The 21,411-nt window shown below is 48.5% G+C and carries 19 protein-coding genes; 3 read left to right on the top strand and 16 right to left on the bottom strand.

The genetic code is table 11. From position 1 onward, the window contains the following. Nucleotides 1–53 precede the first annotated feature (53 nt). From NX720_RS00930 to NX720_RS00975, 10 genes are all read right to left on the bottom strand, one after another. Entirely contained in the window at nt 54–716 is a 663-nt protein-coding gene (locus NX720_RS00930) for a hypothetical protein (protein WP_262598825.1), read from the bottom strand. Between the two features lie 530 nt (nt 717–1,246). After that, entirely contained in the window at nt 1,247–1,624 is a 378-nt protein-coding gene (gene acpS / locus NX720_RS00935; RefSeq protein WP_262598826.1) for a holo-ACP synthase, read from the bottom strand. Next, nucleotides 1,621–2,367 (bottom strand): pyridoxine 5'-phosphate synthase, encoded by a 747-nt coding sequence (gene pdxJ, locus NX720_RS00940; protein ID WP_262598827.1) that lies wholly within the window; start codon nt 2,365–2,367, stop codon nt 1,621–1,623. The genes acpS and pdxJ overlap by 4 nt, the downstream gene beginning before the upstream one ends. A 43-nt stretch (nt 2,368–2,410) precedes the next feature. Further along, nucleotides 2,411–3,142 carry a DNA repair protein RecO gene (recO, locus tag NX720_RS00945; protein ID WP_262598828.1) on the bottom strand — a complete coding sequence of 244 codons (732 nt, stop codon included), beginning with the start codon at nt 3,140–3,142 and terminating at the stop codon, nt 2,411–2,413. Between the two features lie 44 nt (nt 3,143–3,186). Beyond that, on the bottom strand, nt 3,187–4,137 hold the full coding sequence (gene era, locus NX720_RS00950) for a GTPase Era (protein ID WP_262598829.1): 951 nt from the start codon (nt 4,135–4,137) through the stop codon (nt 3,187–3,189). Further along, the gene (gene rnc, locus NX720_RS00955) at nt 4,134–4,823 is read right to left on the bottom strand and encodes a ribonuclease III (RefSeq protein WP_262598830.1); all 690 of its coding nucleotides are present in this window, start codon (nt 4,821–4,823) and stop codon (nt 4,134–4,136) included. The genes era and rnc overlap by 4 nt, the downstream gene beginning before the upstream one ends. Then, nucleotides 4,820–5,152, bottom strand: coding sequence for a DUF4845 domain-containing protein (locus tag NX720_RS00960; protein WP_262598831.1), 333 nt, complete (start codon nt 5,150–5,152; stop codon nt 4,820–4,822). The genes rnc and NX720_RS00960 overlap by 4 nt, the downstream gene beginning before the upstream one ends. A gap of 170 nt (nt 5,153–5,322) precedes the next feature. Beyond that, nucleotides 5,323–6,138 (bottom strand): signal peptidase I, encoded by an 816-nt coding sequence (lepB, locus tag NX720_RS00965; RefSeq protein ID WP_262598832.1) that lies wholly within the window; start codon nt 6,136–6,138, stop codon nt 5,323–5,325. 68 nt (nt 6,139–6,206) lie between these two features. After that, nucleotides 6,207–8,006: a translation elongation factor 4 gene (lepA, locus tag NX720_RS00970; protein ID WP_262598833.1), complete on the bottom strand. Its 1,800-nt coding sequence runs from the start codon at nt 8,004–8,006 to the stop codon at nt 6,207–6,209. Between the two features lie 215 nt (nt 8,007–8,221). Next, a complete protein-coding gene (locus NX720_RS00975) occupies nt 8,222–9,709 on the bottom strand; it encodes a DegQ family serine endoprotease (RefSeq protein WP_262598834.1) in 1,488 nt (495 codons plus the stop codon). 353 nt (nt 9,710–10,062) lie between these two features. Here NX720_RS00975 and NX720_RS00980 point away from each other — a divergent pair, with 353 nt between their 5' ends. Beyond that, complete coding sequence (locus tag NX720_RS00980; RefSeq protein WP_262598835.1) at nt 10,063–13,350, top strand: hypothetical protein; 3,288 nt, start codon at nt 10,063–10,065, stop codon at nt 13,348–13,350. A gap of 25 nt (nt 13,351–13,375) precedes the next feature. Here the strand turns inward: NX720_RS00980 and NX720_RS00985 are convergent, their stop codons facing one another. The 4 genes from NX720_RS00985 to rpoE all read right to left on the bottom strand — a co-directional run bounded on the left by NX720_RS00985 (nt 13,376) and on the right by rpoE (nt 16,310). Beyond that, nucleotides 13,376–13,858 carry a SoxR reducing system RseC family protein gene (locus NX720_RS00985; RefSeq protein WP_262598836.1) on the bottom strand — a complete coding sequence of 161 codons (483 nt, stop codon included), beginning with the start codon at nt 13,856–13,858 and terminating at the stop codon, nt 13,376–13,378. Further along, on the bottom strand, nt 13,855–14,925 hold the full coding sequence (locus NX720_RS00990; protein WP_262598837.1) for a MucB/RseB C-terminal domain-containing protein: 1,071 nt from the start codon (nt 14,923–14,925) through the stop codon (nt 13,855–13,857). Before NX720_RS00990 ends, NX720_RS00985 begins: the two co-directional genes overlap by 4 nt. Nucleotides 14,926–14,930: 5 nt before the next feature. Then, a complete protein-coding gene (locus NX720_RS00995) occupies nt 14,931–15,623 on the bottom strand; it encodes a sigma-E factor negative regulatory protein (RefSeq protein ID WP_262598838.1) in 693 nt (230 codons plus the stop codon). Nucleotides 15,624–15,725: 102 nt separating this feature from the next. Next, a complete protein-coding gene (rpoE, locus tag NX720_RS01000) occupies nt 15,726–16,310 on the bottom strand; it encodes an RNA polymerase sigma factor RpoE (protein ID WP_262598839.1) in 585 nt (194 codons plus the stop codon). Nucleotides 16,311–16,973: 663 nt separating this feature from the next. On the opposite strand from rpoE, the gene nadB reads away from it, so the two are divergent. Further along, nucleotides 16,974–18,599 carry an L-aspartate oxidase gene (gene nadB, locus NX720_RS01005; protein WP_262598840.1) on the top strand — a complete coding sequence of 542 codons (1,626 nt, stop codon included), beginning with the start codon at nt 16,974–16,976 and terminating at the stop codon, nt 18,597–18,599. A gap of 735 nt (nt 18,600–19,334) precedes the next feature. Next, entirely contained in the window at nt 19,335–20,621 is a 1,287-nt protein-coding gene (locus NX720_RS01010; RefSeq protein ID WP_262598841.1) for an amino acid permease, read from the top strand. Nucleotides 20,622–20,649: 28 nt separating this feature from the next. Here NX720_RS01010 and NX720_RS01015 read toward each other — a convergent pair whose 3' ends face one another. Both NX720_RS01015 and NX720_RS01020 read right to left on the bottom strand, forming a co-directional pair. Further along, entirely contained in the window at nt 20,650–21,138 is a 489-nt protein-coding gene (locus NX720_RS01015) for a protein YgfX (RefSeq protein ID WP_262598842.1), read from the bottom strand. Further along, the gene (locus tag NX720_RS01020; protein WP_262598843.1) at nt 21,128–21,403 is read right to left on the bottom strand and encodes an FAD assembly factor SdhE; all 276 of its coding nucleotides are present in this window, start codon (nt 21,401–21,403) and stop codon (nt 21,128–21,130) included. The genes NX720_RS01015 and NX720_RS01020 overlap by 11 nt, the downstream gene beginning before the upstream one ends. Nucleotides 21,404–21,411: the final 8 nt, after the last annotated feature.

The following is a 21,411-nucleotide window of genomic DNA, read 5'->3' on the forward strand; positions in this document are numbered from 1 at the left end:
GACTTTGTGTTTTTTTACTCTAACAAGCATTAGTTTTGCATTGAATGACGGGCTTACACCCGTGCCCCGATAGAAAGCCTATCTTCTTTCACGGACATAATTACCCAATCCCACTCCATACCTATAGGATCAGGGGGGGTTGTAGAAAAGTAGCTTCTCATATGCTGCTTAAAGTCGGATACAGTTGAGTATTGGAATAAACCCTGGTCCGCGTCAAACATTTGCAAGATTCTGCCTTCACATCGTATACCTAACATATGGCTGAAAGCACCAAGTGAAGTGGCACCAAAGAAAGTACGGGAACCCTCCATCCTATTCGGTGCATCACCAGCGTCTGACCGTGTATTCGCTCCTGTTATTCCCGTAAATTCTTGTTTTTTTCCAAAATAAAACAGCAAATAACCGGGCTTGCTTAATGCCCAATTAACAACTTGTTCAAGGGGGAATAAGGCAAAACTTTTTCCACAAACGCCACAACGGGCTACCAGATTTTGACTTTGGATCAAGAAGATTAACATATCAATCACATCGGTCTTTCTACCTGCAAACGTAGACCACCACGCACAGCCCCCCTGTATGATTGCCATTAAATGCTGGGAACCAAGCTCATTTGAATGCAAAATTCCCCTACCATTCGAGGCAATGCTTTTTTTCAACCATGTTATGGTCATACCTGAACTTAACCCTTCGTCAATACCCAGGGTACGGGCGAACATACGGGTTCGTCCTCTTAGCCTTCCCTCATACCAGGTACAATTTGCAGATTGCGTGTTGCTGATCTTAAAAACTTGTTGTATCACAACGATTAACCTTTTGATCTCCGAACCAATGGCACTCTTGAGGCTCCACCTAGGAAAAAAAGGGGTTTCCCAAGAAGGTAAACGACGATAAAAAATTGATTAGATGAAATGCAGGGTCAAATATGGAGTCATTTCGTGAATTGTGCAAAATAAAATGTTGATTGCACATATTATAGATAATATCTGTCGTTTGGTGTCATCTCTTGCTTCATCGAAGAGGCAGTAATGAATAATAGTGGCGGATGCAAAATCTCGGATCAGGTCAGAGAATATATACGGCAAATGCAAAGTTTCGGATCAGGTCAGAGAATAAATACGACAGATACCTATTCTCACGCCCTACTTATAACTGAATAACCTTAGCCTGGCATAAATTGAGAAGCTTTTATTTCCACTCTGCTGTTTATTCGCAGGGCAGAAGACTCTGCCCCGCCTTCATAAAACGCTCAAGACTCCAGGACAACAAATGCCACAGCAGCATCCACCTCATCGGACAGACTCAGATGGATTGAGTGAATGCCACGCTGTTGTTGTAATTCCATGGCATAGCCATTGAACGTGAGTAGTGGAGCGCCCAGTTCATCATTGCTGACTTCCATGTGCTGAAACGACACTTTGCCAATACCAGTACCCAATGCTTTTGATGCTGCTTCCTTGGCGGCAAAACGCTTTGCCAGATAAGCCGCAGGATTCGCCTGCCGTGAAAAAACAACCATTTCAGCAGCGGTCAATATACGACGGGCAAAAGCTTCACCAGTGTTTTTTTTCAACACTTTCTGAATGCGCTCTATGCGTACGATATCCGTTCCAATTCCGGCAATCATCGATGCAGGGATGCCCTTAGCATCAATGTTTTCATTTCCCGAACCGCCTCTTTCAGGCCAACAAACAACGCGCGCCCAATAATGGCATGACCAATATTCAGCTCATTGATTCCCGCAATTGCAGCCACAGGCTCAACATTCTGGTAATTCAGGCCATGACCCGCATTAACAACCAGGCCTTTGCTCAGTGCGTATTCCGTCGCATGCTCCAGACGTTTCAGCTCAGCACGAATACACTCATGACTGCTCGCTTCGGCATACGCACCGGTATGCAGTTCGATCACCGGAGCACCCGCATCAACAGAAGCCTGAATCTGATCAACATCCGGATCAACAAACAATGACACTTCAGAATCCTGTGCTGCCATACGCTGACAGGCAGCAGCAATAGCAGCCTGATTCCCTATAACATCCAGCCCGCCCTCAGTGGTCAGCTCCTGTCTTTTTTCCGGCACCAGGCAGACACACTGAGGCTGAACTTCTTCAGCAATCGACAACATTTCCTCTGTCACCGCCATTTCCAGGTTCATACGGGTCTGCAATACCTGGTGAATCAATCGAACATCGCGATCCTGAATATGTCGGCGGTCTTCCCGCAGGTGCAGGGTAATACCGTCAGCTCCCGCCTGTTCTGCTTCAATAGCGGCCTGAACCGGATCGGGGTAACTGATACCACGAGCCTGGCGAATGGTGGCAATATGGTCAATATTTACACCCAGCAAAATACGCTGATGGGGAATCATGCAGATACTCCTTGTTAAACTTAAAGGGCTAAACCTGGTCATGTCACTCAACTGAGGACAAAACTGTATCACGTCTGTCTGTTCTGGTGAAAAGCTCCCTGCTTTGCAAAGGTTTTTCACCAATCAGAGGCAACAGGGCCAGTCGGGTAAAACGCTTGCAAGAAGGCAACCATTGGCCTTGGGTAAAGTCCCTCGCCGCCATAGCCTGCAAAGCAGCACCGGTAAAACAGTCAGCCTTGACCGGCATATCAGCCTTCAGCCCTGTCAGTCCCTGCTCCGGCAATAGACGATAACTGGCATCGGGCTGAATCGCCTGCCCCGTTGCCACATCGTGCTCAAGGTCAGGTAAATAACCGGTCAGCTCCAGCAGTTCCAGCTCAAACCAGCGCAAAACCGGTTCAAGCATCTCGTTACCCTGTAGCATTTCGATAACCTTTTCATACAGCTCAGGCAAACCGTCCATCCGCTGTCCGGGAAGAACCGCGCGCATGATCAATTCGTTTACATAGAAGCCGCAATAGAGGGATTGCCCGGAAAGGCGAATGGATCGGGAGAGTTCGATGTTAGTCAGGGTTTTCAGTTCACTGCGTCCGCGCCAGTTTAACCAGACCCGGGTAAAAGGTTGTAGCAAGGGGGCTGTTCTTGATTTCGCCTGCCGAACCCCTCGCACCACCATAGCCAGACGACCATAGTCTTCCACAAGGAATTCAGCAATGACTGAGCGCTCTTTATAGGGTCTGCTATGCAACAGCCAGGCTGCGCTCAGATCATTCATAGACTTTTATTTGGGATAGCTATTTAAAAGGGCTGTTAAAAGAGTCATTTAGAATAGTCGTAACCAAGACTCTTCAGGGCGCGGTCATCATCAGACCAGCCACCTTTCACCTTCACCCACAGGTTCAGCATCACCTTGGAATCGAACATACGTTCCATATCCTTTCGAGCCTCCTGACCAATGGTTTTCAGGCGAGCGCCTTTATCACCAATCACGATGGCTTTCTGTCCCGGACGCTCTACCAGAATCAGGCCGCTAATCGTCAGCAACGGACCTTTAGGTCGCATTTCGTGCTTGAACTCTTCAATTTCTACCGTCATTTCATAGGGCAACTCATCGCCCAGCTGACGCATGATCTTTTCCCGCACCAGCTCTGCTGCCAGAAAGCGGGAGCTGCGGTCAGTAATCTGATCTTCCGGATAAAAGTGAATGCTTTCCGGCATCATGCCTTCAATCAGGCTTTCCAGGTCTTTCAGATTATGACCTTGCTGCGCTGAGATTGGCATGATCGCCTTGAAGTCGTATTTCTTACCCAGCTCCTGAAGGTGAGGCATCAGTTCAGCCTTGTCCTGAATCTGATCCACCTTGTTAATCGCCAGAATCACCGGACAGGGCGCATGCTTAAGTTTATCCAGAACCAGTTGATCTTCATGGGTCCACTTCAAACGATCCACAACAAACACAATGACATCAACACCCGTCAAAGCACTGGTTGCTGCCCGGTTCATGTAGCGGTTGATCGCCTTTTTCTGCTCTTTATGCATTCCGGGCGTATCAACATAAATCGTCTGCACACCCTCTTCGGTCTTGATACCCAGCACCTGATGGCGGGTAGTCTGTGGGCGTCGGGATGTGATAGACAATTTCTGACCAAGAATATGGTTCAGCAGTGTCGATTTGCCCACATTGGGACGACCGACAATGGCCGCATAGCCACAACGGGTACTCTCATCACTCTGCACAGACAGGTTCAGCTCGTTTACTTCAGTACTCATGAGCTTTTCGCTCCCAATAATTCCAGTGCCTTGCGGGCGGCCTGTTGCTCTGCACCGCGTCGGCTTGATCCTTTCCCCTGACTGCTGATGCTCATGGCTTCCAGTTCGCAGAGAACGGTAAACTCCTGATTATGGGCATCGCCTTCGATACCGGTCACACGGTACTTGGGCAGAGTTTTCTGTCGTGCCTGCAGAAATTCCTGCAAACGGGTTTTCGGGTCTTTGTTCTGCTGATCTGTGACAGAGAGTCCGGCAAGACGGTCTTTAAACCAGCTGCGAATGCGCTCATGGCAGGTCTCCATGCCAGCATCGAGGTAGATTGCGCCAATAATGGCCTCTACCGCATCTGCCAGTATGGATTCACGACGGTAGCCGCCGCTTTTTAACTCGCCGGAGCCCAGTCGCAGACAGTCTCCAAGCTCAAATTCCCGCCCTATTTCTGCCAGTGTCACACCGCGCACCATGCGGGCGCGAAGCCGACTCAACTGGCCTTCACGGGCATCGGGAAACAGCTCGTACAACGCTTCAGCAATAACAAAGTTAACGATGGAGTCACCCAGGAACTCCAGTCTCTCATTATTGCGACTACCGCTGCTGCGGTGCGTGAGAGCCAGCTCCAGACGACTGCGGTCAGAAAATGTATAGCCCAGCCTGCGTTCCAGCCGGGCAAGTTCATCAGACTTCACTGAGATTTTACTTTCCAGTCATGTTCAAAAGATACGATCAGGTCTACGTTGCTGATAAAGCGGATACGACGTTCATAGTCAATTTTTATACTGACTCCGTCGTATCTGTCCTGCATTACCCGAAATTCTTCCGGGTGCAGTTCAATCAGGTTGGTCTGCAGACCTTTGTTAAACCAGTCCTTCACTTCCGTACTGTTGGCTGAGGCGATATCTGGTTTTTTATCCAGAGACTTCAGGACCTGGGAAACAGCGAAGTCATCCATGTATAAAGGTCCCAGCTTTATAGCGGTCATAACGGCCAGACCACCGACCATTATAGTCATCAGCATACTGAGTATGCTCAAACCTTTTTGCCTGTTTCTCATTCCAGTCATTGCTCTCTCCTTGATAAAAAGCCGCTGTAGAGTTGACCCCCGGCGGCTTCGCAATTGTCCAGACTTCCGGATCTTTCCCACTCACATCAGTAACAACAAGTCGAATAAGGACTGCTACTCAATAATTAATCAATACTTCCATTGTTCTTGAAGTTAGGCAGCTTTGTCCAGCTCGGCCAGTGCATCCAGATGTAAACGGCCTTGCCTACAATGTTCTGTTCCGGCACAAATCCCCAGTAGCGACTGTCGTTACTGCGGTCACGGTTATCACCCATAACAAAGTACATGCCTTCCGGAACCTGCCAGATACCTTCAGCCATCAGGCTGCGCAGATTTTTATCCTTGCGGATCTGGTGATGGCTGTCACCAATGGTTTCGTTGTAAAGACTGTGCGGATGACCATCGTTAAGATTCGCCACCAGCTGCTCTTTAACCTTCTGACCATTAATAAACAATGCTTTATCCACATAGCGGACTTCATCGCCCGGTACGCCAATCACACGTTTGATAAAGTTGATGTCTGGATTCTGCGGTTCCTTGAACACCATCACTTCACCACGCCGCGGCTCGTTGTTGGACCAGATTTTGGTTCCGGTCACCGGCAGGCGCAGGCCATAATCAAACTTGTTGACCAGGATAAAGTCCCCCACCTCCAGTGTCGGAATCATCGAACCCGATGGAATCTGGAAAGGCTCAAACAGAAACGAGCGCAAAACCAGTACCAGTGCCAGTACCGGAAAAATAGAAACTGAAGTCTCTATAATAGAAGGCGGTTCTTCCAAAGCGTCAATGACCTTCTGGTCAACCTCACCGGTCAAACCTGCCTTATAGCTGGCAACAGCCGCGCGACGACGAGGCAGAAACACCAGCTTGTCAGCCAGTGCAATGACCCCGGTAACAGCCACTGCAATGACCAGCAATAACGGAAAATTAATATCCATGGTTATTTGTTCTCAGTCACCTGATCTGATTGTTGTACCGTTCACGTAAAGGAGGCAAAAGCCTCCTGTTACTTGTCCACTTTCAGAACCGCCAGGAAAGCTTCCTGTGGAATCTCTACGCGGCCTACCTGCTTCATACGCTTCTTACCCGCTTTCTGCTTTTCGAGCAGCTTACGTTTACGACTGGCATCGCCACCGTAACACTTTGCCGTCACGTTCTTGCGCAATGCCTTAACGGTGGTTCGGGCAATAATCTGTCCACCTACAGCTGCCTGAATCGCTACGTCGAACATCTGACGGGGAATAATCTCTTTCATTTTCTCAGTCAGTGAACGACCACGGGGAATGGCGTGATCCTTGTGAGCGATCAGTGCCAGAGCGTCAACTTTCTCGCCGTTAATCAGGATATCCAGTTTCACCATTCTGGCCGCCTCAAAGCGGTCGAAGCTGTAATCCAGCGACGCAAAGCCTCTGCTGACCGACTTGATGCGGTCAAAGAAGTCCAGCACTACTTCGTTCATCGGCAAATCATAGGTGATTGACACCTGACCGCCAGTAAACTGCATATCTTTTTGCACACCACGACGCTCGACACACAGGCTGATCACGTTGCCCAGGTAGTCCTGAGGCACGAGAATACTGGCCTGAACAATAGGTTCACGGATTTCTTCAATAGCAGCCGGGTCAGGCAGGCGAGACGGATTATCGACCTCTACCACATCACCATTTTTCAATTCCACTTCGTAGATTACGGTGGGTGCCGTGGTGATCAAATCCAGGTTGTATTCACGCTCCAGACGCTCCTGGATGATCTCCATGTGGAGCATGCCCAGGAAACCACAGCGGAAGCCAAAACCCAGCGCATCAGAGCTTTCCGGTTCGTAGAACAGGGAAGCGTCGTTCAGGCTCAACTTTTCCAGTGCTTCGCGGAAGTTCTCGAAATCATCCGAGCTGACCGGGAACAAACCGGCGTAGACCTGCGGCTTCACTTTCTGGAAACCAGGCAGTGCCGCCACGTCCGGGGTTTTGGCATGGGTCAGGGTATCACCCACTGGCGCGCCCTGAATGTCCTTGATTCCCGCAATAACGTAACCTACTTCACCCGCTTTTAGCTCACCGGTAGCGTTCATTTTCGGCGTAAAGATACCAACGCTGTCGACACCATAAGCCTGGCCGGTGGATTTCACCAGAATCTTGTCACCCTTGCGCAACACACCGTGCTTTACACGCACCAGGGAAACAATGCCAAGGTAGTTGTCGAACCAGGAGTCGATAATCAGCGCCTGCAGTTCGTCGTCGAGGTTGCCTTCCGGAGCTGGAATGGTTTTCACCAGTTCTTCCAGAACGTCTTCAATGCCGAGACCACTCTTGGCTGAGCAGCGAACCGCTTCAAGGGCATCAATACCGATAATCTCTTCGATTTCCTGGGCAACCCGTTCAGGTTCAGCCTGAGGCAGGTCCATCTTGTTCAGGACGGGCATCACTTCCAGCCCTTGCTCAATGGCGGTGTAACAGTTGGCTACCGACTGGGCCTCTACGCCCTGGGCAGCATCGACCACCAGCAGCGCCCCTTCACAGGCAGACAGGGAGCGGGAAACTTCATAAGAGAAGTCTACGTGTCCGGGGGTGTCGATAAAATTGAGCTGATAGGTTTCACCGTCTCTGGCGGTGTAATCCAGGGTTACGCTTTGCGCCTTGATGGTGATCCCGCGCTCACGCTCAAGCTCCATGGAGTCCAGTACCTGTTCCTGCATTTCACGGTCGGAAAGGCCGCCACAGGTTTGGATAAAACGGTCTGCCAATGTCGACTTGCCATGGTCGATATGGGCAATAATACTGAAATTCCGAATACGGCTAAGATCGCTCACGATTGCATCACTACAAAAAAGATGTCCCCGCCAGGCGTGTTACCACTCCAACGGGGACAGTTGTTCAGCTTGCAGGGTCTTCACCGTCACCGCACTACCATCACCGGTTAAAAAACCGACAGGGTGGGATAGTTGAAGCTGCTGTAATTAAAGTAGATTCTACAGCATGTCGGGCCGCCACTCCACAACTGCGGCCTGAACAGTCTGATAAACCTTTAATCCGTCAGACGGAAAGAAATATAGGCAGGCCGCCCCTGACGCACAACCCGCATGGAAATTGAGCGATCTTTTGGCAACTTGCGTACAGTTTCATCAAATTCTTTCAACGTCTCTACCGGCTCATTATTCAGATGGGTAATCACATCCCCCTGACGCAGGCCAATACTGCGGCCGATTCCGGAAGCCAGGCTGATCACCACAACACCTCTGGCATCATCATCCAGACGTAGCTTATTGCGATAGTCATCATTCAGGGTTTCCACCTGAATGCCCAGGCGGTTTCTGGTGTCAGGCTTGGCTTTCCTCTCAGCAGGACTGCCATGTTCGTCAGGCAGCTCACCCACTTCAACGTTCAACGTTTTACGCTTGCCGTTACGAATCAGCTCGACTTCAGCCTTCTTACCCGGCGTGATAACGCCCACCGCCATCGGCAGGTTGCTGGAGCGCATGATGTCTTTGCCATTCAGTTTGACGATTATATCGCCCGGGTGCAGTTTCGCCTTGTCGGCAGGACCTCCGGGTACCACCTGACTGATCAGAGCACCCATCGGTTTTTTCAAGCCAAAGGATTCGGCGAGATCACGATCCACTTCCTGAATCGCAACACCCAGCCAGCCACGAGTGACATAACCTTTGTCTTTCAGTTGCTCCACAGCCCAGCTCACATGATCGGCCGGAATAGCGAACGACAGCCCCATAAAGCCACCGGAACGAGTAAAGATCTGTGAGTTGATACCAATCACCTCTCCGCTCATGTTCAACAACGGACCGCCGGAGTTACCCGGATTGATCGGAACATCGGTCTGAATAAAAGGCACATAGGAATCGCTGGGCAGACTGCGATTCTTGGCACTGACAATACCTTTGGTAATGGAGTACTCAAAGTTAAAGGGGGAGCCAATAGCAGCCACCCATTCACCCGGGCGAACTTCATCAGAACGACCCATTTTTACCACCGGCAGCTTCCGGTCTGACTTGATTTTAAGGAGTGCCAGGTCTGAACGCTTGTCGGCACCAATCAGCTCTGCTGTTTTTTCACTGCGATCACTGAGTCGAACGATAATGGTGTCAGCTCCATCGACCACATGATTATTGGTAAGAATGTAACCATCATCTGAGATAATAAAACCCGAACCTAAGGACATGGGTTGCGGGCGTCCGCCGGATGGTTCATCCGGTATCGGCACACCAAAATAACGCCGGAAAATCTCAGGCAAATCTTCACCACCCGGACCATAGAACTGACTGCGATTATTCTTCGGGGTAGATAACGTACTGATATTAACAACGGCTGGCGATGCCTGCTCAAACAGCGTGGCAAAGTCTGGCAAGACCTGCATATTGGCAGGCGGTTTGACAATAGGTACAGCACCCACCAGTAGTGTAGTGAGCAAAAAGGCACCGATGAGTTGCAGTGATTTTTTAAAGAGATGAGAAGTCCCCTGCCTGTCACCTCTCTTCAAAATAGTTTCCCCAACTTTCATGAAGCTGACTCCTCCTGGTTCAGGTGAGATTCCTGTAGATTTTGAGCCTGACTATCGGGCGATTTTTCTCTGCTTCGACTTATCGCCTTCAGCTCTCCACAAGGTTATAAAATAGCGCTTAAAGTCCGGTTAATCTGTATCGTGCCCGCCAAGCTTCTGTAAACATTTCCTAAAGAGCTATTTCGGACATTAAGCGCCCCTGAGTAATGCTACCAAAATTTTTGGTGTGCCATCTCGAAACTTTTTCCACAAAAGTCTAAAAGACATCTACATTTACCTACTCGTTTGCTGTTTGATCTTACTGAAACCAGCGACAGGTTCCTAACTATAAAAAACGATGAAGGTTTAATGTCATGCTCTGGCGTATCGGATCCGCAACGCTGCTATGGGTTACTTTCGTTTTTTCAGAAGGCCTGTATTGCCAGCAGGCTGGTACTACTGTTGAGGTGTCTGCACTGCCTGCCCTGATCGGCATGATGACTGGAGTTTACAACTTTAATAACCTGATAACATCTAACGACAAAACAGATATTCATTCCCTGCCTCGTCATAGTCGGTATTTGCAGACACCGGATACCCGCACTAACCCCCAGCACAAAAAAAGATCACATAATAAAATAACTTCATCAGGCCATAGTCAACCAGTTCAACCAAACTCTCAGTCTTCCTTCTCCGGGCCCTCAGGAAGTGGTGGCGGAGGCGACGGTGATGGCGACGGCGGAAAGCCCCCCGAAGACCAACAGCGCAAACCAGCAGATTATCTACCAGAACCGAAACAAAAACAGGATTTGCTAGACAACTTAATTGTAATTCTCAGAAGGTCTTTGGAGATTGATAATGATGAACTGATCCGATACTTTGCATCACATCCCGGCTTTCAACAATCTTTTTCAGTTCAGGATGCACACTATATTCTGGATCGTTTGCAAGGCATCCAAATTCCCGAAAGCAATCTATCAATTCTACCTAAAGTACTACGTGAGGCATATCAAGCTAAGAACAGTCGCAAAATCAGGCAACAACCTCCTAAAAGGGCTGCGAAGAAAGAGGAGCGCCAGACTCCATCCCAAACTACATCCAGTACTGATAAACATCCACCTTCATCTCAGGGCAAATCCAGCACAAAAAGAACACAGTTCAAGCCTTTACCAATGGAACCTCCCGGCAGGCAACCCGACAAAAAAATACTACCAAGAGATCAGCGGTTTTCCACTATAACTGCACAAGGCGGCAACACCCCCGTGGCACAACAAAACCAGCCAGCCAACCCTGCTGAAGAGGAAGCTTTTTCTGGCAACTATGAAGAGCAGTTTCCGAACCTTCCTGCTCCTCAACCCACGGAAAGAGTTAAAGTTCCAAAAATACTAAAAATTCCCAGACCCACACAACAACAGCCTGCCGCTGACAGTATGGCTCAGGCCTCTGGGGCAGCGGGACAACAATCAACAGATACAAATACAAACAGAGGAAAAGCAAAAACTCCATCCCACAAGCAAGGTCATAACCAACAACCAGAAACGCATAATGCTCCAGAAGAACCGACAGTTTCAAACGGAAATGCATTACCGGCAGCATCGACACCTTCAACATCAGACACTGAAGTTCGCAGAAAAAAAAGAGACAAAAATAGGTACTCTCTGCCTAAATTGAAAGTACTATCAAAAGAAGATGAGGCAGCTATATCCAAAAAAAACAAAGAGGAAGAACAGAAACAGAAAATAGCTTTTGAAAAAAAACAAAAAAAAATAAAAGAAAAGTTAGAAAAAAAACAGAAAGATCAAAATGCCAGACAGATGGCCCAAAATCAGCATCAACAGCAGCCCTCTGCTTCGCTTGCAACGTCTTCTGACTCCCAGCCGTCTACATCGTCAACTCAGCCTCCTTCTGATAAAAAATCAGGGAAGAATACTAAGAAGAAAGGGAATAAGAAAAGCAAGAACATGGCCGCTTCTGACAGACAGGAGTCAGCCCAGGTTTCATCATTAACAGAGGATACTCAAAATCCTTCTCCTGTTGAAACACCAGAAACAAGAACAGTTACTGATCAGGCCGATACAACAAAAGCTCAGCCCGAAGAGAAGGAGAAAAGAAAGAAAAAAAGGAAAAAAGCCAACAAGCCGGATAAAAGAACATCAGAGGTTCACTCCTCATTTCCCTCGACTTCTGGAGAGCCAGCCGTACAGGAAAGATCACTAGAACAGGCTTACCAGTACTTTAGGGAAAACGATAGTTCTAGCTATCAAATTTGGAATGCTATATCCGGGGTTATTGATCAGTATATTCAGAACCACAACCATTTACCTGGGCAACTGGAAACACTCATCTGGATTGTCGCCAGAGAAAACCAGTTAGCACTGCAGGCATTATTCCAGCTGCATTACACTGGTCAGCTAAACCGGCCATTAAGACTACTGCGAACTCTGCTGTACTTTTTTGCCAATAGACAGGAGCTTCTGCAAACCATTGGCAACAACAATGCCTCGTTGCCATGGGTGGTTGCCACCACGACCTCAGGTAGCCAACGACAATATAACGAAACAGGCTGGGAGGATTTCAGTACCCAGCTGCTTAAACTCTTCAGTCAACCAGAGACTGTAATGTTCAGCCCTGAAAACCCAGCTGATGGCAATTACATTCCCGGCCTTTTGCAATGGTTTCAGGACAGAGGGCTTCACCTTATATCATCAAGAAGGGATCTTCCCAGTTATTTGAGGCAACTAACACAAGACTTTCTGCAGGATAACTCTCTTCTGCCCTCAGTCATGTTGAGAATTCGCAAAAGGGTGGTTTATATGATTTTTCTCGCACAGGAGGTACAAAGGCAGGAATCAACGCATGATGAGAATGCGGGGCAGGGGCAGGTACATGAACGAATGCGGCTGGAAAATTATTACAGGGAAACGATGGAATGGACTGAAAGGCTCCTTCCGAATCTCAGACAAAATAATCTTTGGGGCGGCAATGGCAGCCTTGAATTGATTCAAGCGTCTCTTGACGGCCATACAGCGGGAACCTTTGCAAGCGCACTGGGCTTTTATTCCAGCCTGCCCCAAAGCGAGCTTAACCTCTTATCTTTGCAGTGCCTTCAAAGCGCACCAGACATTGTAAGGCATTATTGCATTTTCTGCCATAACTACAATGCTGAGCCGTATCAATATTTCTGTGAGAATCAGCAGCATAACCATGTTTTTTTCATGCACAAAGATTGTGACACTGAAGAAAGGTCTGGTTCAATCATTTCCAGACACTGCCGGGGAGGAACTGACCCTTCAAACCTATGCCCATATGAAGCACGTGGCTATCGTGATACCTGGAAGATAAACGATACAGAGCGGAGTATCAGAACATTCCAGGCCATCGAAACTCTAAGCTCTGCAGAGCTATCACTACAAAGCCAGAATACGGATGATAGCCACATTGACCTGGAGGAGTTTTCCCGCTTGCTGGCAGTGAGGGCTAACAACCCTCAATTTTTGCAGAGCATAGAGCAATGGCTGACATTGGAATTTTTTGACGGAGGGCGCAAGCTGCTGAGTCGGCTAATGGGGCAATTAACACTGCTAAGAACAGACGATAATGATCCGAAATTGCTGGATTTAATAGAAAAAATCAGAAGACAGCTTTCAAAGAACAGCCTCTGATGCACTGGATATCAGAGGCTGAGATTCATGCTACCCAGGGCCGCATAGGCACCAGTTCCGGCTCGTCCAGCAGCCTGGGGGTCACCTTCAACACCTGGACCCGACACAACTCGCCTGCTTTCTGCCCAAGCATTCGCACAGGCACAAAACCTGCGGCCAGTCCTGACAGTGCCAGCAGTACCGTCACCGGGTCTCCCAGATCCAGAAAACTGCCCAGCCATAAACCGGCCATCATGCTTAACAGTGGCAGCATATAAACGACCATGGATGCCTTCATCAGAGAATCTTCAGGAATACCAATGACAACTTCATCATGTTCCTTGATGATTGAGCCAGTTTCGTTGACAGCCCGGATATAGGAGTGCGTTTTACTGCTTTTGTATTTTTCTGCCAGATGCTGCCCACAACCGTTTTTGGCACTACAGCTGGAGCAGGTTGTCTTGCGAATGGTTTCAACCCAGACCGCATCCTCTTCTACGGTTACCACCCGCCCCTGTTCTTCGATCATCGTTTCTCAGCCTGTTTATCACTGCCGGGGCGAACCGACACCGCTACCCGCTCAGCAGTACCCAGCGGCACTTCACCGACAACGGTGACATGAAAATAAGTTTCATTATTACGGAACACTTTGGATACTGCCGCCATCGAACCTATCTGCTCAGAGGACTGGCTTAACACCCTGGTTTCATCCGGCTCGACAAATATTGAGAAACTCGCGATGCCATCGGAGTAAATCACGGTATCCACCATACGTTCACTGACTGGCGACTTACGGCGTGTACGGTTACGCACCTCAAAACCATCAGGAATCCACCCCGCTTCCCAGCCCCAGTTACCATTATTGCCCTTTTCCGGAGCACTCATTGTCACAGTCGTTTCATCAGGCAAGCCTTTAGACGTACGGCTGAGCAGCTTTATTTCCTGCTCTGAAAGGCGGTCGGTAAATTCAAGGTTGGTAAACTGCATGCGTTCGATAATACGACCTTCGCTGTCAACCATAACCGACTTGAGCATCAGGCTACTCTGCCGGTCAAGCCAGATTTGATAACCGTAACGGAAACGGTCGGTGGGCACGACCAGCAACTGTACAGTCTCACGACCGGCAACCCGATCAAGCGCGGCAGGGCGCAATTGATAATACTTACCCAGATTATTGCCGGTAAAGCGCCCCACCATAGGCATCAGGGATTCATGCTCAAAACGGACAGGCGGACGGTCAGCACTGAGATAAATAATTTCACGCCCATGACGCAACACTTCTCTGGGCAGACCATCCAGATAGCGAATCAGTTCTTTCTCATCACCATTCTGATAACTGTGCAACACCGACAATGTTTCCAGACTGGCACCCTGCTGATAAACAAAATGTCCACGATAAGTCAGCTTGCGAGTGGCTTCCACCATGCTTTCCAGCCAGTCTTTGGGCTCTGAAGCCCGGGGCTGTTCTGCCGCAATTTCAGATGCTGGTTCAGTCTGGTTCACCGTCACAGCTTCCTGCGCCTGTACGGGCGTTAACATCAGCACAGACACCAGCAATGCCGCCAAACTCCCCCTGTTTAAATGCATTCCTTTCATAAAGCTCACTGTGTATCGAAACTGGTCAACCTCGCAAAGGGCAACATGCCCTGACCACCCTGAACCGCGCTCATTTCTGCATGTTGCAGGGCATAAGCACGAAAACGCTCGCGGGTCGCCCGACTGGCAACATTTTGCGCCTGGGCCAACTGTTCTGGTGTAATCGTGTCATGTTGACGGGAGTTGTAACCCGCACGGATACCGGAGGCTCCGTATTCATTTCTGGCAATCTGCAATGGCTGGGTAAGGGTTGTCTGGTCGGAAACATCTGCAACTGTATGCACATCTTCAACCTGGTTGAAGTTACGTACACCAACAATCACAGCAAAGGCAACCGATGCTGCGACGGCTACACGCCCCATGGAAGACCACCAGTTATCCAGCAGGCTGACGACATTGGCCATCCTGCCTACTGGCTGAATCTGAGGTTGCTCCTGCCTCTGATGGGTTACTTCTTCCTGCTCGACCCTGTCACGGATGCTGGCGGAAAGATCAATATTCATAAACTGGTTGGTCTCATGCCTGACTGCATCACCGGTCAACTGGTAACGCCGTGCCGTGGCACGCAAGTCATCATCACTGCCCAGTTTTTCCAGAACTCTGCGCATTTCCAGCTCAGAAGCCTGACCATCCAGTGTGGCTGAAAGGGACTCGTTCAGACGATCCCGGGCATGATTGTGAGATGGCTTCTCACTCATAGATACACCCCTGGTGCTATCTTCTACCGTTCTCCTGATGATACCGGAAAAACGGGTTGTCACTGTAAGTCCTGACGAATTTCATACTACTTAAAAAAATAGTCAGCCTCGTTTAAGCAGCGGCTCAATTTCACGGTCAATCGCTTCCCTGGCCCGAAAAATCCTTGAGCGCACAGTACCGACAGGGCAATCCATCACATGGGCAATCTCGTCGTAACTTAAGCCGTCAAACTCTCGCAACATCACGGCGGTGCGAAGCTCGTCCGGCAAACGACGAATAGCATCATGGATCACGCGTTCAATTTCATCACGATACAGGTTCCGTTCGGGAGTATCCACCACTCTAAGGCTGGCTGCGATATCCAGAAACTCAGCATCGTGTACATCGATATCCGATTCTGGCAGCTTTCGCCCCTTAGAAACCAAGTGGTTTTTGGCTGTATTGACAGCAATACGATACAGCCAGGTATAAAACGAACTATCTCCCCGAAACTTGTCAATGGCCCTGTAAGCCTTGATGAAAGCTTCCTGAGCGACATCCTGAACTTCCTGATAGTCATTAACATAACTACTGACCAGTCCCAGAACGCGATGCTGGTATTTAATTACCAGCAGATCAAAGGCGGCTTTATCGCCTTTCTGCACCCGTTCAACCAGCTGTTGATCCGCTTCCTGAGGTTCTACCATGCAAATATCCTCATCTGCTGGCAGCCCTGCTCAAAATCTAGCAAACGACACTTATCTTCTGAATTTATGGGCTTTACAATCATCATTACCCATAATGGCTTTCCCCGGTCACGAACCGTTTGTGGTTGTGGTAACCGGCTAAAAGCATCCTGAGAAAAAGTGTTCTCTGCGCTGCGGATTCTTTCTGCTTCTCTATAGACCATAATCCGGCCTGAAAGTTCCCGAACTCGTTAATTTTTTTCAGTTTTTACTGAAAAGATGATTCGGATCACCACAACGTACTATAGTGCCGACCGTAATTTCTATATACTAACAAGCCGTTTACAGGCCTTATATGTATATTTAAAGAATGTCTCATCTTTCAGTGCATCTCGGTTGATCCATCGGCACCAAAGACTTGAGACTTTAGGTTCTGCTGGCAGAACCTGAAACAACTGCCAGACGAGCTGACGGACAGCGGGCTGGAAGTATGCTAAAAAATATCCGTCCTGTTAAACATCTTTGCAAACTGTTTAGAGCCATGACACTCAGTAAACCTGATGCCAGGTGACTGCAACGGACACTACCCTGTTCCCAAGCTCATACTGGCAGGCATCATCATGATCTCAACTATTATGGATCGGGTATGCAGTATCGTCAGATACCAGGGTTCAGGGAATTCAAATGCATCAGTCTTATAATTACGACGTCATCATTATTGGTAGCGGAGCCGCTGGTTTGACTATGGCACTGCATCTTGATCCTAATTTGCGTGTTGCCATACTCAGCAAAGGTAACCTCAGTGCCGGCTCCTCCTCTGGCGCCCAGGGTGGTGTAGCCGCTGTCCTGAACCCATCAGAGGATAGCCTTGAACAGCACACTCACGATACTCAGGTTGCTGGAGCCGGTCTGTGCCGAAGAGATGCGGTAGAACATATCGTCAAAAACGGCAGAGACAGCATCCAATGGCTGATCGATATTGGCGTGCCTTTTACCGAAGATAAAAAACAAAACCACGCCTTCGGCTTTCATCTGACCCGTGAAGGTGGGCACAGTGCCCGACGCATTATACATGCTGCCGACGCAACGGGGCAGGCTATTTCTGACACATTGATTAACAGAGTCAGACGGCAGGCCAATATTGATATTTATGAGCATCACCTGGCTATTGACCTGATCACCAATCAGAAGCTGGGTTCCCGGCAACAAAAAGGATTAGGGGCTTATGTCCTCGATCTAAAGTCTGACCAGGTCTACCTCTTCAAAGCCAAAGTACAAGTACTGGCCAGTGGCGGTGCCAGCAAAGCTTACCTGTTTAGCAGTAACAGTGATGGTGCCAGCGGCGACGGCATCGCTATGGCCTGGCGTGCTGGCTGTCGTATTGGCAACATGGAGTTCAACCAGTTCCATCCGACCTGCCTGTACCACCCGAACGCAAAATCTTTCCTGATTTCAGAAGCCGTTCGTGGTGAAGGCGGGCAACTGCTGCGTCCGGACGGCACCCGCTTTATGCCTGATTACGACTCACGTGCAGAGCTGGCTCCCCGTGATATTGTTGCCCGCGCTATTGACCACGAGATGAAGCGCCTGGGGGCCGATTGCCTGTTTCTTGATATCAGCCATAAACCGGCGGAGTTTGTTCGTTCTCACTTCCCGACTATTTATGAACGCTGTCTGGAATACGGTATCGACATAACCAGACAACCCATACCGATTGTTCCCGCTTCCCATTACACCTGCGGCGGCGTACTGGTAAACCATCAGGGTCAAACCGATGTACCGGGCGTTTACGCCATTGGTGAGTGCGCCTTCACCGGCCTGCACGGCGCCAACCGTCTGGCCAGCAACTCCCTGCTGGAGTGCTTTGTAACAGGCAGAAGCTGTGCACAGGCCATCAATCAGTCGATCCACGCTATAAATAACAACGAAGCCCTGCCCGACTGGGATGACAGCCTGGTGACAGATTCCGACGAAGGGGTTGTGATTTCCCATAACTGGGAAGAACTTCGCCGTTTTATGTGGGACTATGTTGGGATTGTTCGCACCACCAAACGTCTGCTCAGGGCAAGAAACCGGGTCAAACTGCTACAGTCTGAAATCCATGATTTCTACAGCCACTTCAAAATCAGTAATGACCTGATTGAGCTGCGCAACCTGGCGCTGGTGTCAGAGTTGATTATTGACAGCGCACTGTCACGCAAAGAGTCACGAGGTTTGCATTATACGCTGGACTATCCGGCAATGGCTGAAACCGTTGAAGATACCATTCTGACACCTGAGAACTTTAGTCCTGAAAATGCGATAGAGTAATTATCCTGATATTTCTGAGCTGCAGGTCTGCCCGTTACAAATTCCCCCTGACGCTAACTTCTCAGATAAGCGTCAGGGGCATTAACCTGTCCCTAAGTAAAACAATCACAACCTCATACAAAAAATTTATAGACTGCGTATTGATCTACATCTATAAAAGCACGCAACATTTTTTACAGGCCTCCGTGCTTCCAATTGATTAGCCAGACCTATCTCGCAAACAAAATCAAATCTAATGCTCGGTTTTTAACCAGAAAATTATTCTACTGTTTCTTTGAACAATGCTTGTTGAAAGAAACACACCGAAAACAAACATTAAAGAACATCCAAAAAAGTAAAAATTGATATCAATCAAATATTATTTCTCTTTTCAGAAACAACTATTGAACACCTGGCAGGCAATCAAATATATTTGCGTCGCAACTTGTTCAGGAAAAAGCATAGACTCTGTTTAATTATTTAAACTTCTATTTCAGTGATTACTTTTGCTTTATACAACACGCCTGTTATTGATCTATATCACTTTTTAATAGTTCTACCCGGGCAATATCTAATAGATTCACTTTTGCTTTTTTGATTGTTAATTCTGAATAGAGTAACAATCAAAATAATTTTTTATTCGCAAAATTCCGGGAATTGATCTGATCTTCCTGGCTTATTAACCGTATTCTTTTTTCTGATTGCCTGATCTGACAGGTTTTAAACTATCTTAAATTCGAATTTGGAGAACGTATTATGACAGCAAACACCTACACTCTTACAGCAGGAAGAGAGGCGGGACCAGGCGCTGCCTTTGACCAGCTGGACTGGGGCTGGATTGTCATGAGCATAGGCATGGCAATCGGTGCAGGCATTGTCTTCCTGCCGGTACAGGTTGGCATGATGGGAGTGTGGGTTTTTCTTCTGTCTTCCCTGATTGGCTACCCAGCCATGTATCTCTTTCAGAAACTGTTTATTAATACCCTTGTTGAATCCAACAGCTGTAAAGATTACTCCAGCATTATCACTGAATACCTTGGCAAAAACTGGGGTATTGCACTGGGTCTGCTTTATTTCATTATGCAGGTTATCTGGGTATTTGTTTACAGTCTGGCCATCACCAATGACAGCGCTTCTTATTTGCATACATTTGGCATTACTGACTCACTGCTCTCCGAAAACCCTCTCTATAGTTTGGGCTTAATCAGCACAATGGTTTTCATTGCCTCTTACAGTGAAAAGTTTCTCTTCCGGATTTCAGGTTTTATGGCCGTATCCGTATTGCTAATTGTTTTTGTATTGGGTGCATTTATGGTGCCTCACTGGGATGTGGCGAATATCAGCGCCGTCCCACCATCAGGTGAACTGTTTAAAAATGCCATTATCACCTTACCCTTCACTTTAACTTCCATTCTGTTTATCCAATCTCTGAGTCCGATGACCATCGCTTTTCGGAAACAGTGCCGCAATCCTGAAGAAGCGCGCTATCGCTCACAACGAGCCATGAAAATGGCATTCGGCATTTTATTCTGCGTTGTCTTTTTCTATGCCATCTCTTTTACCCTGACCATTACCCAGAGTCAGGCCACCGATGCTTTTAATCAAAACATTTCGTCTCTGGCTATTATTGCGCAACATATGGATGGTTCAGCGACAACAGTATTAGGCATTCTGATTAATATCTTCGCGGTAGCAACATCCTTCCTTGCCATCTTCCTGGCATTCCGGGAAGCCTGTACCGGCATTGTCATGAACGTACTGCACCGCCGTTACACTGATGACCAGATTAACCACGGTCTGATTCGAAAGTGCATTACCGTATTCATCATCCTCCTTTCCTGGATGGCCGTTGTGACAAATATCCCCATCCTGCATTTCACTTCCTTTTGTAGCCCTGTTTTTGGACTGATCGGCTGCCTGATTCCTGCCTACCTGGTGCATAAGGTAGACAAACTGGCCAAATACCGTGGCTGGACAACTAATATCATCATCGTGGTTGGCTTGCTCCTGATGATCTCCCCGTTCCTTAACTTCCTGGGCTGAGCACCTGCCATATAATCAGGACATCAAACTATTCATACCTGTCCGACTTCCCACTGCGGTTATGCCTGCTCAACAGCAGGCGTAACCTCAGTGCATGCAGCGAAGCAGCCTTGTCACTATCAGACCAGAGACAGACTTTGTAGCTGCCCATTCCAACACGTAACAACCCGCTCTTTTTCTCTTCAGTACGGAAACAGAAAGCCATCAACCAGGGAGTTACCAATAACGCCCCTGTCGTCCAGGCCCGATGCCAGCCTGATTTCGTCAGCAGTAGCCACTGATCATTGCGATAGCGCAGGGCCAGCACGCTGTCCGGGCTGGTCCGGGCAATATGCCGCCGATAAAAACTTCGTACAGAAACAACCACCAGTGAAGAAGCGACTAATTGCAGGAAAAAGGGAAGGCTCGAAAACCATGGGGCAAGCAGAGCAAGAAAATGAACACCGGCCCCGACAACCAGCATAGAACGGGACCGGTGCAGACGAATTTCAATCAATTCATCGTCTTCAGATACCATCAGTGTTAAAGCTACGCCGTGCGTAGGTGATAACGGTATCAATCATGCCAGCCAACAACTTATCATCCGGGCGCTGCTCGCTCATGAACCAGGAAAACAGATCCGCATCCTGACAGTCCAACAGACGCACATAAACCTGCTGATTTTCTGCCGACAAATCTCTCAACACTTCATTGGTGAATGGCTCCAGCAAAACATCCAGCTCCAACATGCCACGGCGACTGTGCCACTGAACCCGTTTAAAATCATCATCACTTAATTTCATTCGGCAAA

Origin of the sequence: Endozoicomonas euniceicola (genome assembly GCF_025562755.1) — a bacterium.
Lineage (GTDB): Bacteria > Pseudomonadota > Gammaproteobacteria > Pseudomonadales > Endozoicomonadaceae > Endozoicomonas_A > Endozoicomonas_A euniceicola.

Bases quoted from the DNA above. Each gene is read 5' to 3' on its own strand.
- NX720_RS00980 (WP_262598835.1), top strand. From the start codon at position 10,063: ATGCTCTGGCGTATCGGATCCGCAACGCTGCTATGGGTTACTTTCGTT.
- recO (WP_262598828.1), bottom strand. From the start codon at position 3,142: ATGAATGATCTGAGCGCAGCCTGGCTGTTGCATAGCAGACCCTATAAA.
- NX720_RS00990 (WP_262598837.1), bottom strand. From the start codon at position 14,925: ATGAAAGGAATGCATTTAAACAGGGGGAGTTTGGCGGCATTGCTGGTG.
- NX720_RS01015 (WP_262598842.1), bottom strand. From the start codon at position 21,138: ATGGTATCTGAAGACGATGAATTGATTGAAATTCGTCTGCACCGGTCC.
- acpS (WP_262598826.1), bottom strand. From the start codon at position 1,624: ATGATTGCCGGAATTGGAACGGATATCGTACGCATAGAGCGCATTCAG.
- NX720_RS00985 (WP_262598836.1), bottom strand. From the start codon at position 13,858: ATGATCGAAGAACAGGGGCGGGTGGTAACCGTAGAAGAGGATGCGGTC.
- NX720_RS00930 (WP_262598825.1), bottom strand. From the start codon at position 716: ATGTTCGCCCGTACCCTGGGTATTGACGAAGGGTTAAGTTCAGGTATG.
- rpoE (WP_262598839.1), bottom strand. From the start codon at position 16,310: ATGGTAGAACCTCAGGAAGCGGATCAACAGCTGGTTGAACGGGTGCAG.
- NX720_RS00960 (WP_262598831.1), bottom strand. From the start codon at position 5,152: ATGCTGATGACTATAATGGTCGGTGGTCTGGCCGTTATGACCGCTATA.
- NX720_RS00975 (WP_262598834.1), bottom strand. From the start codon at position 9,709: ATGAAAGTTGGGGAAACTATTTTGAAGAGAGGTGACAGGCAGGGGACT.
- NX720_RS01010 (WP_262598841.1), top strand. From the start codon at position 19,335: ATGACAGCAAACACCTACACTCTTACAGCAGGAAGAGAGGCGGGACCA.
- nadB (WP_262598840.1), top strand. From the start codon at position 16,974: ATGCATCAGTCTTATAATTACGACGTCATCATTATTGGTAGCGGAGCC.
- pdxJ (WP_262598827.1), bottom strand. From the start codon at position 2,367: ATGATTCCCCATCAGCGTATTTTGCTGGGTGTAAATATTGACCATATT.
- era (WP_262598829.1), bottom strand. From the start codon at position 4,137: ATGAGTACTGAAGTAAACGAGCTGAACCTGTCTGTGCAGAGTGATGAG.
- lepB (WP_262598832.1), bottom strand. From the start codon at position 6,138: ATGGATATTAATTTTCCGTTATTGCTGGTCATTGCAGTGGCTGTTACC.
- NX720_RS01020 (WP_262598843.1), bottom strand. From the start codon at position 21,403: ATGAAATTAAGTGATGATGATTTTAAACGGGTTCAGTGGCACAGTCGC.
- NX720_RS00995 (WP_262598838.1), bottom strand. From the start codon at position 15,623: ATGAGTGAGAAGCCATCTCACAATCATGCCCGGGATCGTCTGAACGAG.